Annotated in this window: 16 protein-coding genes; 8 read left to right on the forward strand and 8 right to left on the reverse strand. The window is 66.6% G+C overall.

Features of this window, described 5'->3' with window-relative positions:
- Positions 1-3: 3 nt before the first annotated feature.
- From VV02_RS15590 to VV02_RS15605, 4 genes are read left to right on the forward strand one after another with little or no spacing between them, the layout of a single operon-like run.
- Positions 4-1,356: a glutamine synthetase family protein gene (locus VV02_RS15590; protein WP_157063625.1), complete on the forward strand. Its 1,353-nt coding sequence runs from the start codon at positions 4-6 to the stop codon at positions 1,354-1,356.
- The gene (locus tag VV02_RS15595) at positions 1,353-2,720 is read left to right on the forward strand and encodes an aldehyde dehydrogenase family protein (RefSeq protein ID WP_083450206.1); all 1,368 of its coding nucleotides are present in this window, start codon (positions 1,353-1,355) and stop codon (positions 2,718-2,720) included. Before VV02_RS15590 ends, VV02_RS15595 begins: the two co-directional genes overlap by 4 nt.
- 30 nt (positions 2,721-2,750) lie before the next feature.
- The gene (locus VV02_RS15600; RefSeq protein WP_052592912.1) at positions 2,751-3,518 is read left to right on the forward strand and encodes a 3-oxoacyl-ACP reductase; all 768 of its coding nucleotides are present in this window, start codon (positions 2,751-2,753) and stop codon (positions 3,516-3,518) included.
- The gene (locus VV02_RS15605; RefSeq protein WP_052592915.1) at positions 3,515-4,255 is read left to right on the forward strand and encodes a gamma-glutamyl-gamma-aminobutyrate hydrolase family protein; all 741 of its coding nucleotides are present in this window, start codon (positions 3,515-3,517) and stop codon (positions 4,253-4,255) included. Before VV02_RS15600 ends, VV02_RS15605 begins: the two co-directional genes overlap by 4 nt.
- A 55-nt stretch (positions 4,256-4,310) precedes the next feature.
- Here the strand turns inward: VV02_RS15605 and VV02_RS15610 are convergent, their stop codons facing one another.
- Together VV02_RS15610 and VV02_RS15615 are read right to left on the reverse strand one after the other, a co-directional pair.
- Positions 4,311-5,177 (reverse strand): GNAT family N-acetyltransferase, encoded by an 867-nt coding sequence (locus VV02_RS15610; protein ID WP_169787699.1) that lies wholly within the window; start codon positions 5,175-5,177, stop codon positions 4,311-4,313.
- A gap of 99 nt (positions 5,178-5,276) precedes the next feature.
- Positions 5,277-5,792, reverse strand: coding sequence for a putative immunity protein (locus VV02_RS15615; protein ID WP_052592918.1), 516 nt, complete (start codon positions 5,790-5,792; stop codon positions 5,277-5,279).
- 136 nt (positions 5,793-5,928) lie between these two features.
- Here VV02_RS15615 and VV02_RS15620 point away from each other — a divergent pair, with 136 nt between their 5' ends.
- Positions 5,929-6,315, forward strand: a complete 387-nt coding sequence (locus VV02_RS15620) for a VOC family protein (protein WP_052592920.1) — start codon at positions 5,929-5,931, stop codon at positions 6,313-6,315.
- 6 nt (positions 6,316-6,321) lie between these two features.
- Here VV02_RS15620 and VV02_RS15625 read toward each other — a convergent pair whose 3' ends face one another.
- Genes VV02_RS15625 through VV02_RS15640 form a run of 4 tightly spaced genes read right to left on the reverse strand, consistent with a single transcriptional unit; the run spans position 6,322 to position 10,204 of the window.
- The gene (locus VV02_RS15625; protein ID WP_052592923.1) at positions 6,322-8,715 is read right to left on the reverse strand and encodes an ATP-binding cassette domain-containing protein; all 2,394 of its coding nucleotides are present in this window, start codon (positions 8,713-8,715) and stop codon (positions 6,322-6,324) included.
- A 38-nt stretch (positions 8,716-8,753) separates the two neighbouring features.
- Complete coding sequence (locus VV02_RS15630) at positions 8,754-9,164, reverse strand: VOC family protein (RefSeq protein WP_052592925.1); 411 nt, start codon at positions 9,162-9,164, stop codon at positions 8,754-8,756.
- Between the two features lie 10 nt (positions 9,165-9,174).
- Complete coding sequence (locus VV02_RS15635; protein WP_218917422.1) at positions 9,175-9,624, reverse strand: helix-turn-helix transcriptional regulator; 450 nt, start codon at positions 9,622-9,624, stop codon at positions 9,175-9,177.
- The gene (locus tag VV02_RS15640) at positions 9,581-10,204 is read right to left on the reverse strand and encodes a maleylpyruvate isomerase family mycothiol-dependent enzyme (RefSeq protein ID WP_052592927.1); all 624 of its coding nucleotides are present in this window, start codon (positions 10,202-10,204) and stop codon (positions 9,581-9,583) included. Before VV02_RS15640 ends, VV02_RS15635 begins: the two co-directional genes overlap by 44 nt.
- A gap of 410 nt (positions 10,205-10,614) precedes the next feature.
- Here VV02_RS15640 and VV02_RS15645 point away from each other — a divergent pair, with 410 nt between their 5' ends.
- Positions 10,615-11,883, forward strand: coding sequence for a choice-of-anchor P family protein (locus VV02_RS15645; RefSeq protein WP_157063423.1), 1,269 nt, complete (start codon positions 10,615-10,617; stop codon positions 11,881-11,883).
- A gap of 134 nt (positions 11,884-12,017) precedes the next feature.
- On the opposite strand, the gene VV02_RS15650 is transcribed toward VV02_RS15645, so the two are convergent.
- Positions 12,018-12,596 (reverse strand): DinB family protein, encoded by a 579-nt coding sequence (locus VV02_RS15650; RefSeq protein ID WP_052592931.1) that lies wholly within the window; start codon positions 12,594-12,596, stop codon positions 12,018-12,020.
- Positions 12,597-12,667: 71 nt separating this feature from the next.
- Between VV02_RS15650 and VV02_RS15655 the strand changes: the two genes are divergently transcribed.
- Positions 12,668-14,086: a GntP family permease gene (locus VV02_RS15655; protein WP_052592933.1), complete on the forward strand. Its 1,419-nt coding sequence runs from the start codon at positions 12,668-12,670 to the stop codon at positions 14,084-14,086.
- Between the two features lie 13 nt (positions 14,087-14,099).
- Here the strand turns inward: VV02_RS15655 and VV02_RS15660 are convergent, their stop codons facing one another.
- Positions 14,100-14,606 (reverse strand): MarR family winged helix-turn-helix transcriptional regulator, encoded by a 507-nt coding sequence (locus VV02_RS15660; RefSeq protein ID WP_052592935.1) that lies wholly within the window; start codon positions 14,604-14,606, stop codon positions 14,100-14,102.
- A gap of 237 nt (positions 14,607-14,843) precedes the next feature.
- On the opposite strand from VV02_RS15660, the gene VV02_RS15665 reads away from it, so the two are divergent.
- Positions 14,844-15,956 carry a ScyD/ScyE family protein gene (locus VV02_RS15665; protein ID WP_157063424.1) on the forward strand — a complete coding sequence of 371 codons (1,113 nt, stop codon included), beginning with the start codon at positions 14,844-14,846 and terminating at the stop codon, positions 15,954-15,956.
- Positions 15,957-16,008 lie beyond the last annotated feature (52 nt).

A 16,008-nucleotide genomic window follows, 5' to 3' on the forward strand; every position in this document is an offset into this window, starting at 1 on the left:
TCCATGCTCACTGTCGAGGCGCTGACCGCGCTGGTCGACGGCGGTGAGGTCGACACCGTCATTGTGGCCTTCACCGACATGCAGGGTCGGCTGCAGGGCAAGCGGCTCCATGCGCAGTACTTCCTCGACTACGCCTTGCACCAGGGCGTTGAAGGCTGCAACTACCTCCTGGCCGTCGACGTTGAGATGAACACCGTTGCGGGATATGCAATCTCGTCCTGGGAGCGCGGTTACGGCGACTTCGTCATGGAGCTCGACCTCTCGACCCTGCGATACACACCAGGGGACGTACGATCCGCGACGGTCCAGTGCGACCTCACCTGGATCGACGGCTCAGGTCCGGTACGACCCTCGCCCCGCTCGGTCCTCAGAGCGCAGGTCGAGCGGGCCGCGGCGAGCGGCTGGACCGCACACGCCGGCACTGAGCTGGAGCTGATGCTTTTCGAGGACTCCTTCGAGACCGCCTGGGACAAGCGCTACGTGGATCTCCAGCCCGCGAATCGCTACAACATCGACTACTCCATCCTCGGCGGAGCACGTGTCGAGCCCCTGCTCCGGGAGATCCGTAACGAGATGCACCGGGCAGGCATGGTGGTCGAAGGCGCCAAGGGTGAGTGCAACTTCGGTCAGCACGAGGTCGGTTTCCGCTTCGACGAGGTGGTCCGCACCTGTGACAACCACGTCGTCTACAAGGAGGGCGCCAAGCAGATCGCCGCCCGGCAGGGCACGTCGCTCACCTTCATGGCCAAGTACAACGAGCGCGAAGGCAACAGCTGTCACATCCACCTGTCGCTGCGCGGCGCCGACGGATCGATGGTGTTTGCTGACGACAGTCGTCCCGGCGGGCACAGCGAGTTGTTCGACCACTTCCTCGCCGGTCTGCTCGCAAGCGCTCGCGAGCTGACCTACTTCTATGCACCGAACATCAACTCCTACAAGCGTTTTGCCGCCGGATCGTTCGCGCCGACGGCCATCGCATGGGGCACGGACAACCGCACCTGTGCGCTGCGGGTTGTCGGTCATGGGCCGTCCCTGCGAGTCGAGAACCGACTGCCGGGCGGCGATGTGAACCCTTATCTCGCAACCGCAGCGATGCTGGCCGGCGGGCTGTACGGCATCGAGCACGAGCTCGCTCTCGAGCCGCCCTTCGCCGGCAACGCCTACGAGAGCGACAAGGAGCGAGTACCGACGACGCTCGCGGAGGCACGCGAGCTGTTGCTCGGGTCCGAACTGGCCCGAGCCGCGTTCGGTGACGACGTCGTTGAGCACTACGCGCACGCCGCGGAGGTCGAGATCGCGGCGTTCAACGCTGCGGTGACCGACTGGGAACGAGTGAGAGGATTCGAACGCCTGTGACGACCTACGACGTCATCAACCCGTCGACGGAGCAACGGATCCGTACGGTCGAGCTGGCCGACACCGAGCAGACCGATGCCGCCGTCGAGCGCGCAGCTGCCGCTGGGCCCGGCTGGCGCGCGATGGCACCAGCGGATCGGGCACGGCTGCTGCGCGCCTTCGCCGACCAGGTGGACGCGCACCGGGATGAGCTGGCACGGCTGGAGGTGCACAACGCCGGCCACACCATCGGCAATGCTTTGTGGGAGGTCGGCAACGTCGTCGACGTGCTGGAATACTTTGCCGCAGCACCAGAACGCCTGTGCGGCAAGCAGATTCCCGTCGCCGGGGGCATCGACATCACGTTCCACGAGCCCCTAGGGGTGGTCGGGATCATCGTGCCGTGGAACTTCCCGATGCCGATCGCCGGCTGGGGCATGGCCCCTGCGCTGGCAGCCGGCAACACGGTCGTCCTCAAGCCTGCCGAGCTGACTCCCCTGACCGCTCTACGGCTCGGTGAGCTCGCCCTCGAGGCGGGCTTTCCCGAAGGAGTCCTGACTGTCCTTCCCGGTGCGGGCACCGTGGTCGGACGTCGGCTGGTGACTCACCCTCTCGTGCGCAAGGTCTGCTTCACCGGGTCATCGCGGGTCGGCACGGAGATCATGGCGGCCGCCGCGGCGGACCTGACGCGGGTCACGCTGGAGCTCGGCGGCAAGAGCGCCAACATTGTGTTTGCCGATGCCGATGTGGAGCGAGCTGCGGCGGCCGCACCCGGAGCGGTCTTCGACAACGCCGGCCAAGACTGTTGCGCACGAAGCCGGATCCTGGTGCAGCGCAACGTGTTCGACCGCTTCATGGAGCTCCTCGAGCCCGCGGTCAAGGCGTTCCGCGTCGGGCAGCCCACCAACACCGAGTCCCAGATGGGTCCACTGATCAGTGCTGCGCAGCTCGACCGTGTCCGCGGATTCGTCGACGCTGCTGACGTGGAGCTCGCCTTCCGCGGGACCGCGCCCGACGGCCCCGGGTTCTGGTACCCGCCGACCGTCGTCCAGCCGACCAGCACCACGGATCCGGTGTGGCACGAAGAGGTCTTCGGTCCCGTGGTGGCCGTGCTCCCCTTCGATGACGAGGCCGATGCGATCGCGATGGCCAACGACACGGCGTACGGCCTGTCCGGCTCCATCTGGACGGAGAACATCGGGCGCGCGTTGCGGGTGACTCGCGCCGTCGAGGCGGGCAACCTCGCAGTCAACAGCAACTCGTCTGTACGCCACAGCACGCCGTTCGGCGGCTTCAAGGGCTCCGGTATCGGCCGGGAGCTGGGTCCGGACGCACTCGACGCCTTCACCGAGGTGAAGAACGTCTTCATCGCGACTGATCACTGAAACACCCACGGACGTAAGGAGATTCGTCAGATGGCAGGCAGACTGTACGGCAAGGTGGCGGTTGTGACCGGCGGATGCTCCGGCATCGGGCTGGCGACGGCACGACGCTTCGCCGAGGAGGGAGCGCACGTCGTCATCGTCGACCTTGACGAAGAGGGCGGAGCCAAGGTCGCGGCGGAGGTCGGCGGCCTCTACGTCCGCTGCGATGTCACGAGCGCCGACGACGTCGAGGCGGCCTTCGCGGCGGCGAAGCAGACGTACGGAAGTGTTGACGTCGCGTTCAACAACGCCGGCATCTCGCCACCGGAGGACGACTCCATCCTGACCACCGACCTGGAGGCATGGCGCCGGGTTCAGGAGGTTAACCTGACGTCGGTCTACCTGTGCTGCAAGGCGGCGCTCCCCTACATGATCGAGCAAGGCAAGGGGTCGATCATCAACACCGCCTCGTTCGTGGCTCTCATGGGCGCAGCGACCTCGCAGATTTCGTATACCGCGAGCAAGGGCGGTGTCCTCGCGATGTCACGCGAGCTGGCGGTGCAGTTCGCCCGCCAAGGAGTTCGGGTCAACGCACTGTGTCCTGGGCCGGTCAACACTCCCCTGCTGCAGGAGCTGTTCGCCAAGGACGTGGAGCGCGCGCAGCGCCGGCTCGTCCATGTTCCGATGGGTCGTTTCGGAGAGCCGGAGGAGATCGCCAACGCCGTCGTCTTCCTCGCCTCCGACGAGTCGAGCTTCATCACAGCGACGGACTTCCTGGTCGACGGCGGCATCGCGGGCGCCTACGTCACGCCGCTGTGACCGCACCCGTCATCGGGATTACCTGCTACCTCGAGGCAGTGGACCGCGATCCGTGGCGTGGTCAGCGCAGTGTGGTGCTGCCGGAGCGTTACGCGGCGCACGTCGATGCCGCCGGCGCAGTGCCGCTCATCGTGCCGCCAGTTCCCGATGCGGACGAGGCGTGGGCCGCCACCGTGCTGCGGCGGGTCGATGCGCTCGTCCTGGCCGGCGGCGCCGACCTTGCTGCGGATCACTATGGCGAACAACCGGATTCGCACGCCCAGGAGCCGCGGCATGACCGGGACAGCAGCGAGCTCGCCCTGGCCCGCGTCAGTGAGCGACTTGATCTGCCGGTGCTGGGGATCTGTCGTGGGATGCAAGTGCTCGTCGTCGAGGCAGGCGGCACCCTCGTACAGCACCTGCCCGACGTCGTGGACAGCGACCTGCACCTCCCGGTGGCCGGGGAGTGGCACGAGCACGCGATCCGCACCGTGCCCGGCACCCGCATCGCAGATCTCCTTGGGGACACGTTCAGCGCGCCGACCTATCACCATCAGGCCGTGGCAACGGCGCCCGGGTTCACCGTCAGTGCCCACGCGCCCGACGGCACGGTGGAGGCGGTCGAGCACCCGACCGCGCGGTGGAGGATCGGCGTGCAGTGGCATCCCGAGGAGGCCGCCGACCCGCGACTGTTCGAAGCCCTGGTATCGAAGGCACAGGTACGACCCGCTGACCGAAGGTCCGCGAGCAGCATCTGACGAGCTGAATTGCCTACTTCCAGCCGCTGAGCCGCGGGGCGACAGCACGGGCCACCTACTCGGATACCGAGCCGTACCAGGTGGTGGCAGATGTTGGACGGAACCCCACGGCCCTGTACAACGCACCAGCCGCCTCTGATCCGTACGAGATCTTCACCCGCTGGGCGCCTTTCGCTGCCAGCCGGTCGATCCCAGCGACCAGCATCGCGCGTGCCAGGCCTTTCCGCTGGAACTCGTCCTCGACCCTGACGGGTTCTACGAGCCCGACCTTGGTGATCGGATCGAACCAGTACAGGGAGTAGCCGGCGACTCGACCATCAGCGGTCTCGACAGCGAGGTCGAGCCCCGGGTCGTAGAGCGAGCACTGGGCCAGGCGCTGCGCGACGCCGTCACCACGTCGCTTTCGCATGGGATGCGGTGCATCCGGACGCTGAGTGCGATCGACGATCACGAATCCGTCCGGTGGCGCCGGCGCAGCCGGCCGGTCGGCAACGTCCATCCAGCCGGTGCTGTCCTGGTAGCCAGCAGTGAGTCCCGATCGCAGTGCAAGATCCTGGAAGGTCCGATCGTCCCCTCTTACCGGGATCTCGAAACCCTTCGCCGAGTGCACGGCAGCCTGCTCGGTTGCCCGTGTCCACACGACCTCCAGCTCGACGACCGACGTGCCCGGGACAACGACCGGGTCGCACTGCCAGCAGCCATCGGGTGCACTCGTCAGCAGGATGCCGGCAACAGGCCCCGCGTCGTCGAGCCAGAAGAGCTTTTCGATCTCATCGGACTGCTGCGGTCTCCCCCACCACCACTGCACATCGGCGGCTTCCCAGAGACCGGCGGTGAGATCGGCCAGGCGGGCGCGCTGCAACAGCTCCGTCGCCAGCGCCAATGCTTCAAGCCCTGTTGCTCTGACCTCATTCACGGACACGCCCAACTCCCCTTCGACCGTCCTGATCGACCGCATGACGAACGTCAGTGTCCATGCGGGACCTCACAGCCGGCCATCAGTTTTCTCGAGCGGGTCTTCTCAGCAGTCGAACACCGACCAGCAGATCTCGTTGCGCAGTCGCTGGTCATCGAGGACGAGCCCACGAATCGCCTCAGGGAGCTGGTCTCGCTGCCACTGACATTCGAGCCGTCCGGCGGCGTCGGCCTCGCTGACCGGCACGGATGCACGGACGGCTTTGATCGCATAGGCGGCCGCACCGAGCTCGTGCGCCGCGACGTGCGCGACGGCGCCCGCCTGGCCGGCGGCGTACGCGGCGTGCCGAGCCGCTCCCCGCAGATCCCGGGCCGCGCCCATCGCATGACCGCCCGCAGCCCGAGCCTCCATCATCTTGACCTCACCCCGCACCCAGGCGCGCGCGTACGCGATCGCCTCACGCGGCCGAGGATCGCTCGGTCGCGCCGACTCGAACAGACCGAGAACATGCTCGGCACAGGTCGCCGCCCAGAGGGCGAGAAGGTGATGGTCGGAGTCAGTGAGGCTTCCGCCGCGGCGAATCGTCACCAACCGAGGATCCCGGACCTTCGGGAGGATCACGCCGCACTCCTTCTGAACCGTGAGGGTTATTGCATCATCGGGCCAGAACCGACAACCCGTTCAGGTGCACATCCTCCAGGTCTAGCGTCGAAACGAGGAGCACCTTCGAGTTCCTCGACAGCAGAGGAGCTTCACCATGTTGAACGACAGCCAGGTCACCGCCAACATCCCCGCCGCCGACCTCGAGCGAGCACGCAGCTTCTACGCTGCCAAGCGCGGCCTCTCCCCCACGCAGGAGAACCCGGGCGGTCTCATCTACACGACCGCCGGGGGGACGATGTTCTTCCTCTATCAGACGGAGTACGCCGGCAAGGCCGAGCACACGATCGCCCAGTTCCACGTGTCGGACGTCGGCAACGAGGTCAAGGACCTGCGGGCCAAGGGTGTGACCTTCGAGCACTACGAGATGCCAGGTGCGACCTGGGACGACGACGTCGCGAGCTTTGAGGACATGGGTCACGCGGCGTGGTTCAAGGACAGCGAGGGCAACATTCTGTGCGTCGACGACATGACGCCGGCCTGAGGCTCGTCACTTGGCACCGACGTACGCCGCCAGGTGCTCTCCCGTAAGCGTCGACTGTTTGGCGACCAATTCCGTTGGGGTGCCTTCGAATACGACCTTTCCACCGTCGTGGCCGGCACCCGGACCGAGGTCGATGATCCAGTCGGCGTGCGCCATGACGGCCTGATGATGCTCGATGACGATGACTGACTTACCGGAGTCCACGAGGCGGTCCAGCAGACCGAGCAGCTGCTCGACATCCGCAAGGTGCAGACCGGTCGTGGGCTCGTCGAGGATGTAGACGTCGCCCTTCTCCGCCATCTGCGTCGCCAGCTTGAGGCGCTGTCGCTCGCCGCCGGACAGAGTCGTGAGCGGCTGACCCAACGTCAGGTAGCCGAGTCCGACGTCGACGAGCCGCTGGAGGATCTTGTGCGCGGCCGGGATGCGGGTCTCCCCCTCGCCGAAGAACGTCGCTGCCTCGTCCATCGACATCGCCAGGACTTCGGCGATGTTGCGGTCACCGAGCTGGTACTCGAGGACAGCTGCCTGGAAGCGCCGGCCCTCGCAGTCCTCACAAGGCGACTCCACCGTGGCCATCACACCCAGCTCAGTGAAGATCACGCCGGCCCCGTTACAGGTAGGGCACGCGCCCTCCGAGTTGGAGCTGAACAGTGCCGGCTTCACACCGTTGGCCTTCGCGAACGCCTTACGAATCGGCTCGAGCATGCCGGTGTACGTCGCCGGGTTGCTCCGGCGCGAACCCTTGATCGCCGCCTGGTCGATCACGACCACGCCATCGCGTCCGTCGACGGAGCCGTGGATCAGCGAGCTCTTGCCCGAGCCGGCGACGCCGGTGACAGCGACGAGTACGCCCAGCGGGATGTCGACGTCGACGTCCTGGAGGTTGTGCGTGGACGCGCCGCGCACCTCGAGCGCGCCGGTCGACGTACGGACCTCCGCCTTGAGCGAGGCGCGATCGTCGAGATGGCGTCCGGTGAGGGTGTCACTCCCCCGCAGCTCCTCGACCGTGCCCTCGAAGACGATCTGCCCACCCTCTGAGCCCGCCTTCGGGCCGAGATCGACCGCGTGGTCTGCGATGGCGATGGTCTCCGGCTTGTGCTCGACCACGAGCACCGTGTTGCCCTTGTCCCGCAGCCGCAGGAGCAGACCGTTCATCTGGGCGATGTCATGCGGGTGCAGCCCGATCGTCGGCTCGTCGAAGACGTAGGTCACGTCAGTCAGCGACGACCCCAGGTGGCGAATCATCTTGGTGCGCTGGGCTTCTCCGCCGGAAAGCGTGCCGGCCGGCCGGTCGAGCGAGAGGTAGCCGAGCCCAATCTCGGTGAATGAGTCGAGCAGGTGCTGCAGCCCGGCCAGCAGCGGTGCGACCGAAGGCTCCTTCAGGTCGCGCACCCAGGCCGCGAGGTCACTGATCTGCATGGTGCACAGGTCAGCGATGCTCTTGCCCTGGATCTTCGAGGAGCGCGCCTCGGGCGTAAGCCGGGTGCCCTCACACTCGGGGCAGGTCTGGAAGGTCACGGCTCGCTCGACGAAGCGACGGACGTGCGGCTGCATCGCCTCAGGATCCTTGGACAGCATCGACTTCTGGATCTTGGGGATGATGCCCTCGTAGGTGAGGTTGATGCCCTCGACCTTGATCTTGGTCGGCTCGGCGTACAGCATCGTCTCGAGCTGCTTCTTGGTGAACGTCGCGATCGGCTTGTCCATCGGCAGACCGACGCCTTCGAACAGCCGGCCGTACCACCCGTCCATCGAGTAGCCGGGCACCGTCAAGGCGCCCTCACTGAGTGACTTGGTCTCGTCGTACAGCGCCGTCAGGTCGATATCACTGACGTGACCCATGCCCTCACACCGCGGGCACATCCCGCCCAGATAGACGGCCTGGCGCACGACATTCTTCTCGACGCGGCCGCCCTTGTCGGTGGACATCACGCCGCTGGCCTTGCGAGTGGGCACATTGAAGGAGTACGCCGTCGGCGGCCCGACATGCGGGTCACCGAGCCGACTGAACAAGATGCGCAGCATGGCGTTGGCGTCGGTGGCGGTGCCGACGGTCGAGCGCGGGTTGGCGCCCATCCGTTCCTGGTCGACGATGATCGCCGTGGTCAGGCCCTCGAGACGGTCGACCTCCGGCCTGGCCAGTGAGGGCATGAAGCCCTGGACGAACGCGCTGTAGGTCTCGTTGATCATGCGCTGGGACTCGGCAGCGATCGTGCCGAAGACCAAGGAGCTCTTGCCGGATCCGGAGACACCGGTGAAGACCGTCAGCCGCCGCTTCGGCAGCTCGACGCTGACGTCCTTGAGGTTGTTCTCGCGTGCGCCTTGCACGCGGATCAGGTCGTGGGCGTCGGCATCATGCTGCACCGGCGACGGTGTCGCCGTCGTCGTGGCCTTGCTCATCGTGTCTCCATCTGTGGGGTCAGTTCCGGCCCAGCGGCTCAGGACAGCTGCTGGATGCGGACCAGGTTGCCCGCGGGGTCGCGGAACGCGCAGTCGCGCACACCGTACGGCTGGTCGGTCGGCTCCTGGACGACCTCGGCATCGCTGCCCTGCAGCTTGTCGAAGAGCCCCTCGAGATCCTTGGTCGCCAGGTTGATGTTGGCGTAGCTGCCCTTGGCCATCATCTCCGCGATGAGTCGTCGCTCGTCGTCGGTGTGGCCCGGAGTCGCCTCCGGTGGGTAGAGCACGATCGAGGTGTCGGGCTGTCCGGCGGGGCCGACCGTGATCCAGCGCATGCCCTGGTGGCCGACATCGCCTCGAACCTCGAAGCCGAGGGCGTCGCGATAGAAGGCCAGCGCGGCGTCGGGGTCGTCCTGCGGGAGATAGCTTGCGTGAATGGTGATGTCCATGTCGGTCAGGCTATGGGCGGCCGGGAGCGGACGCTTCTCGATTCCTGATCGGTCTGGTGACCTGTTTCGCCACGCAGGGAGCCATGCCGACCGTGGCGTTCGCACCCTCCTGCCGATAGACGCTGGGCGGTACGCCGACGAGCTCGGTGAAGCGGGTACTGAACGTCCCGAGTGACGAGCAGCCGACCTCGAAGCAGACGTCGGTGACGCTGAGGTCGCCGCGACGCAGCAGGGCCATGGCCCGTTCGATGCGTCGAGTCATCAGGTACGAGTACGGAGACTCCCCGTACGCGCGCCGGAACTCCCGGCTCAGGTGACCGGCTGACATGTGCGCGTCGCGCGCGAGAGTCTCGACGTTGAGCGGCTGGGCGTACTCCCGGTCGATCCGGTCGCGGACACGGCGAAGACGCGCGAGGTCACGCAGGTGCTGACCCTCGTCCGATCTGCTCGTCACCTGCATGATCGTGCCACGACTCGCCGACCGGAGACCGGCCACTTCTACGCAGCAGGGCCACGAGATCGCCGCCGGAGGCAGGCCCAGACTGCTGCGCAAAGCCCTCCGCCGCGAAAGACTCCCCCAGCAACGCGGTCAGCCCAACGTGTGCGACGGCGACGGCCTCGTGCTCGAACGCGATCTCGAGTCCCAACGACGTGGCCAGATCCCAGGTGTGGATCACCGACTCGGCGATCAGCTCGTCGACCAGGACGGACGTCGGCGTCTCTCCGCGATACGGCATCGTCAGGGTCGGGCCGGCTGATTCCAGGCTTTCCAGCAGCGCCAGGGACGCCGCACGCTGATCGACCGACACGTCCTCGGATGCCACATAGGTCGGCGAACCATCGGCCAGGGGCGGCTCGAGCCCGGCCGCGCTTGCGGCAAAGACCTGCTGCCAGCCGACGATGTGCTCGACCAGGCGACGGACGTCGTACTCGGCACACGGGGTGACTCGGCCCAGGTCATCGGGTCCCATCCCGTCCACCACGCCCTGCATGGTCCGCAGAACTCCCGCGAGCAGCTGCTTCCGGTGATCGCTCTCCACGGGTTGACCCTAGGCGCCACGCGCGCGGAATCGATTACTAGGGCCTTCTTTGGCAAAGATTCGGCAAAGTTCCGGACGAACCGCACAAAACGCTCGCTCCTACCTTCCAGTAACAGCACCGCGCGTGCTCTAGTTGCCCAAACACCCGCCAACCAATGGCACCCCGCGACGCTTTTGCGTGCCCGTTCACAAAAGGCGTTCCGGGGTGGAACGGTATGCCCTGAACGTTGGCGGGTACCTGTCCAGTTGAACCATGGAGCTCTGCGTATCTCCAGCTGAGATTCTCGAATCTTGGCGATTCGCAATGCTCTACAACCCATTTCGCCCCACTAGCATCATCGCCACGAGCCAATCCTGGCTCGCTCTTTCTGGCCTGTCGGGGCGCGGGCCTCATATGAGGGGAATCACCTATGAAGAGATTGCAAGTCGGACTGGCCGCTTCTGTTCTGGTGGCCGGATTCGCAGGACCGGCTGCGACGGCCGACGCTGCCACTCCGACCGCTGTAGCACCGTTCACGCAGACGGGCTTTACAGCAGGTGCCTTTGGCACCCAGGTTTCGACCACTGTGGCGAACCTGCGTTCAGGGCCGACGTCGTACTCCGGCGTCAGCTGCACATCACTCGCGGGCCTCACGCGTAAGAACAGCGTGGCGTCGCTCAACCTCCCCGGTGTGCTCACCGGTGGGGCTGTCTCCACGACTTCCAAGAGCATCAGTGACGCCCGCGGCCGCACGGCCGAGGCCACCTCGACCGTCGGTGCGATCAACCTGCTCAAGGGCGCAGTGACCGCTAAGGCACTCAGCACCAAGGCCAGCTCCACGGTCTCGCTCGCTGGTGCGGCGTCCGGCACGAACTCGATGACGCTCGTCGGCCTCACGATCGGTGGCCGGACAGTGGGTGCCGACGTCAGCCCCAACACGACGCTGGCCCTCAACGTCGGCGGCAAGCCGCTGGCCAAGGTCGTCATCAACGAGCAGGGCAAGACGACGGTCAACGGCCTCGTCCGCGCCTACACCCGTGCGCTGCACGTGACCGTCAACGCGAAGAACACGCTGGGCCTGCCCATCGGCGCGGAGATTGTCGTCGGTCAGTCGTCGGCTGCGCTCAACGCGGTGCCGGCCGGCTTTGCGACGGGCAACGGTTACGCGCTCAAGGCCACGCTGCTCAATGGCACGGTCAAGTCGGGTCCGCACGCTTACATGTCGGTGCCTTGCGCAGGTGGCGCCGCACACAACAGCACCGCAGACGGCAGCGTCCCGGGCCTCGTGTCCGCGGGTGTCACCACGGTCGACACCAAGAGCACGACGGTTCCGTCGACCAAGACCGACGTCAACAGCACCATCGCGAGCGCGTCCGTCCTGGGCGGTCTCGTGAAGGCGACTGGCATCAAGGCGGAGACGTCAGCCAGCCGTCTGGCCCCGATGTCTCCGGTCGTCACCACCGACACCTCGAAGTTCCTGAGCGTGAAGGTTGCCGGCCTGCCGGCCATCACCGGCGCGGTGGCTCCGAACACGAAGGTTCGCGTTCCGGGGCTGGGTTCGGTCACGTTCCACAAGGTGGAGAAGACCGCCACCGGAATCCGCGTGACGATGGTTTACATCGTTCTGGAGAAGCTCCTCGGCAACCTGCCGACGAACAGCGTTGTCGAGCTCGGAGTTTCCGAGTCCGGCGTGCGCTGATCACGGAGTCACAGCAGCACTAGCAGTGTCTGGCGGCGTCGCGGGGTCCTCCCCCGTGGCGCCGCCCATTGCTGTTCCCCGTGAACGTGGCCGTGGAAAGGCCCGACCCACATGTACTTCTGCCCCAAGAATGATCAGCGGTAGGCTTCCGCCGCCTCTTGGATACCCGCGACGTAGCTCGTCCACCATGCCTTGTCGCCCATCTGGTCGTGCCCCGAGCCTGTCCGTCCGTCGATACCTTCACGCAAGATGTCCGCATGACCCGCATGCTGCGCGGTCTCGGCCACCATGCGGACAAGAAGGTGACCGAGCGTCGTACGCCTCCGGTCTTCTGGCCACCACTCCACTTCAGCCGGGGTGCTGAGTGGGAGCTCATTGATCACGGCATCTGCGTGGACCCAGGTCGTGCGGTAGGCCCGGATCAGCGTGTCGCGTGACTCATCCACTTTTGCCCACATATCCCCGTTCTGCCAGATCGACTCGTCCTCGTCCCACGGCGGGACCCCGGGCACCGGGCGGCCCACGCACTCACCGAGATATCCGGCCTCCAGTCCTGTCAGGTGCTTGATCAGGCCGAGCAGGTTGGTGCCGCTGGGCGTGAGCGGTCGACGGACGTCGTACTCACTCAGCCCGTCCAGGGTGCCGAGCAAGGACTCCCGGGACTGCTGGAGATAGCGCTGCAGATCGGTCGCGAGGTCGGAGTCGTGAGCCATGCTGGGAACGTAGTCCGGACCACCGACTCGCCTCCCGCACCGGAGGTCGCCCACGGTTCTACGGTGGCGTCATGCGCCTCGCTCTTGCCACTGCGGACCCGCCGATCAGTCACGCCGGCAACACCCAGCTCCTCCTGGCGGCGCTCGCCGGGATCGCCGTGGTCGTCCTGCTGATCACCGTCGTCAAGCTGCACCCGTTCGTCTCGTTGATCCTGGGCTCGGCCGCGCTTGCGCTGGTGGCCTGGGTGCCGGGCGAGGACGCGATCTCCAGCTTCACGGACGGCTTCGGCAGCACATCGGGCGCCGTCGGTCTGCTGATTGCCCTTGGCGCCATGCTCGGGCAGATCCTCGCGGACTCCGGAGGCGCCGATCGCGTTGTCGCCACCATCACCGACAAGTTCACCGGGCACGCGCTGCCCTGGGGCATGGCCTTGATCGCCGCGATCATCGGGCTGCCGATGTTCTTCGAGATCGGTGTGGTGATCCTCGTGCCGATCGTCATCCTCGTCGCGCGACGTACCGAGCAGCCGCTGATGCGAATCGGCATCCCTGCACTGGCCGGGCTCTCAATCCTGCACGGCCTGGTGCCACCACACCCCGGACCCGAGACCGCGATCGCGGCGTTGCACGCCGATCAGGGGCGCACGCTGATGTTCGGGCTCCTGGTGGCGGCGCCGACCCTGGTGATCGCGGGCCCCTTGCTCGGCAGGTTCATCGAGCGCTTCGTGCCGATCACCGCGCAGACGCACGTCGACGAGGACGGCACGTCGGGAGCGCCGACCCAGGTGACGCAAGGCAGTGACCTGCCGCCCGGACGGAGGATGCCGGCTTTCGCGCAAGCCGTGGTCGTCGTACTCCTCCCAGTGATCCTGATGCTGCCCGCGGCCATCGTGAACCTGTTCATGGATGAGGACAGCACGGTGCGCAAGGTGCTGGACGTGCTCGGTACGCCTTCGGTCGCCCTGCTCATCGCGGTCGTCGTCGCCTACTTCGTGCTCGGTCTCGGCACGGGGATGTCACGCACACAGACCAGCGACTCACTCGGTCGGGCGCTGCCTGCGATCGCGGGCATCATGCTCATCGTGGCGGCCGGCGGCGGCTTCAAACAGCTCCTCGTCGACGCGGGAGTCGGTGGGGTCATTGCGGATTGGGCGAAGGACTCCAACGTCTCCGTACTCCTGCTCGGCTGGCTGGTCGCCGTGGGCATTCGTCTCGCGACCGGCTCGGCGACCGTCGCAACGGTCACCGCGGCTGGCATCGTCGGTGGGCTCGCCGAGACGTTGAGCACCTCGCACGTCTCACTGCTCGTGCTCGCGATCGGGTGCGGCTCGCTGTTCTTCAGCCACGTCAATGACGCCGGGTTCTGGCTGGTGAAGGAGTACTTCGGTCTGACCGTCGGGCAGACGATCCGCTCGTGGTCGTTGATGGAGACCGTGATCTCCGTGGTCGGCTTCTCGTTCGTGATGATCCTGTCGGTGATCTTCACCTAGCGGTCGGTCGCTCTCAGCGCACGACTGCGCGCTCCCATCGGCGCAGGAGACGGGACAACGTGGCCCGGTCGTTGTCGGACAGACCATCGAGCATCGTCTCGTCGCTGCGCATGACCTCGCCGAAGACCTCGTCCAGCAGCTCTTGACCTTCCATGGTCAGCCGGACGAAGACCGTACGACGGTCGGGCTCCTCGCGGATCCGCTCGATGAGTCCGCGCGCCTCGAGTCGCGCCACGCGCTGCGTCGTCGCGCCGAGCGTCACCTCGCAGCGGAGCGACAGCTCGGTCGAGGTCAGTCGATAAGGAGCGCCGCTGCGCCGAAGTGTGGCCAGGACGTCCAGGCCCGAATGATCGAGGTCGAACGCAGCCAGGGTCCGTTCCCGGTTGAGCACGACCGCCCGACCGAGCCGCCACAGGGGCGTGATGATGCTGATCGAGGACACATCGACATCGGGTCGCTCCCGGGACCACGCGGAGAGGATCTCCTCGGTGTGATCACTTCGGCTGTCATCTCGCGCCACGCTCATTACTTTAGCGATAAATCACAATGCCGGCGGAATGCACAATTCACCACCGCCCTGCTTGAGCCGGGGGCAGCATGAGTCGCCCAGGGGAAGTCGTCGCTCCCCTGCGGCAAGAGAACGGCTTTGCCGTCCGTCCGGGTGCGACGCACGTGCGCCACCCCATCAGCTCTCCAGCCACCCTCGCTGAGGACGCTCTTCCCCGTGGGCAGCCTCGGCACCCGACAGGAAGTCATCATGCGTCCAGTCCGCACCACCGTCACGGGGCTCGCTCTTGCCTCAGCACTCGTCGCCACTATGGGCGCCCCGTCGGCCGAGGCTCGCAGCCGGCCGAAGCCGCCACCCAAGCCCGTCACTGTCGCCAGCGGCTTGCTCACACCGCTCAGCCTTGCCGTCGACTCGCACGGCACGGTCTACACCACGCAGAACTTCGCCGGCCAGCTGCTCCGACTCGGCCCGCACGGTGCGCGCACCACGCTCTACACCTCTGCGGGAGGCGCCGAGGTCGGAGGCGTGTCCGTACGCGGCTCGTCGCAGGTCTTCGCGGTGACCGGCGCCACGCAGACCGTCAAGCAACGCGACAAGTGGGGTCACGTCTCGACGCTGGCGGATGTCGGGGCGTACGAGGCTCGTAAGAACCCCGATGGCCGCACGCACTACGGCATCCGCGGTCTCGCACCGTCCTGCGCGGCGCAGTTCCCCGAGCAGGTGCCCGCGTCGTACACCGGCATCGTGGAGTCACATCCCTACGCCACGGCCACCTGGGGAAGTACGACGTACGTCGCCGACGCCGCCGGCAACAGCGTGCTCAGCATCGACGGTCGAGGACACGTACGGACCGTCGCCGTACTGCCTACTCGACCCTCGGTGATCACCGCCGAGGCGGCAGCTGGGGCGGGTATCCCCACGTGCGCGGTGGGCAAGACCTACCACTTCGAGGGCGTGCCGACCGACGTCGAGGTCGGCCCCGGCGGCTGGCTCTACGTCACCAGCCTGCCGGGCGGACCCGAGGACGCGAGCCTCGGCGCCCGCGGAGCGGTCTACAAGATCAACCCCCGCACGGGTCACGTCGTGCAGATCGGCAAGAACCTCCTCGGCGCGACCAACCTGGCCGTCACACCACGAGGAGACGTCTATGTCACGGAGCTCTTCGGCAACCGAATCACCTTGATTGCCAAGGGTTCTCACACCAACCGCACGTTCCTCAACACGGTTCTTCCAGGCGCCGTCGAGTGGACGCCCAAGGCGGTCTACGCCACCACGGGTGTGCTGATCGGCGCGGATCCGGAGAACCCGGCGCCTCCCGGAGGTGCCGTGATCAAGGTCCCGACCTGGCCACACTGGCACTAGGTCTGGCAGCTGACCGGGGGCCGTCGCCGCGGCCCCCGGTCAATGCTTTAGC

Source organism: Luteipulveratus mongoliensis, from assembly GCF_001190945.1.
Classification (GTDB): domain Bacteria; phylum Actinomycetota; class Actinomycetes; order Actinomycetales; family Dermatophilaceae; genus Luteipulveratus; species Luteipulveratus mongoliensis.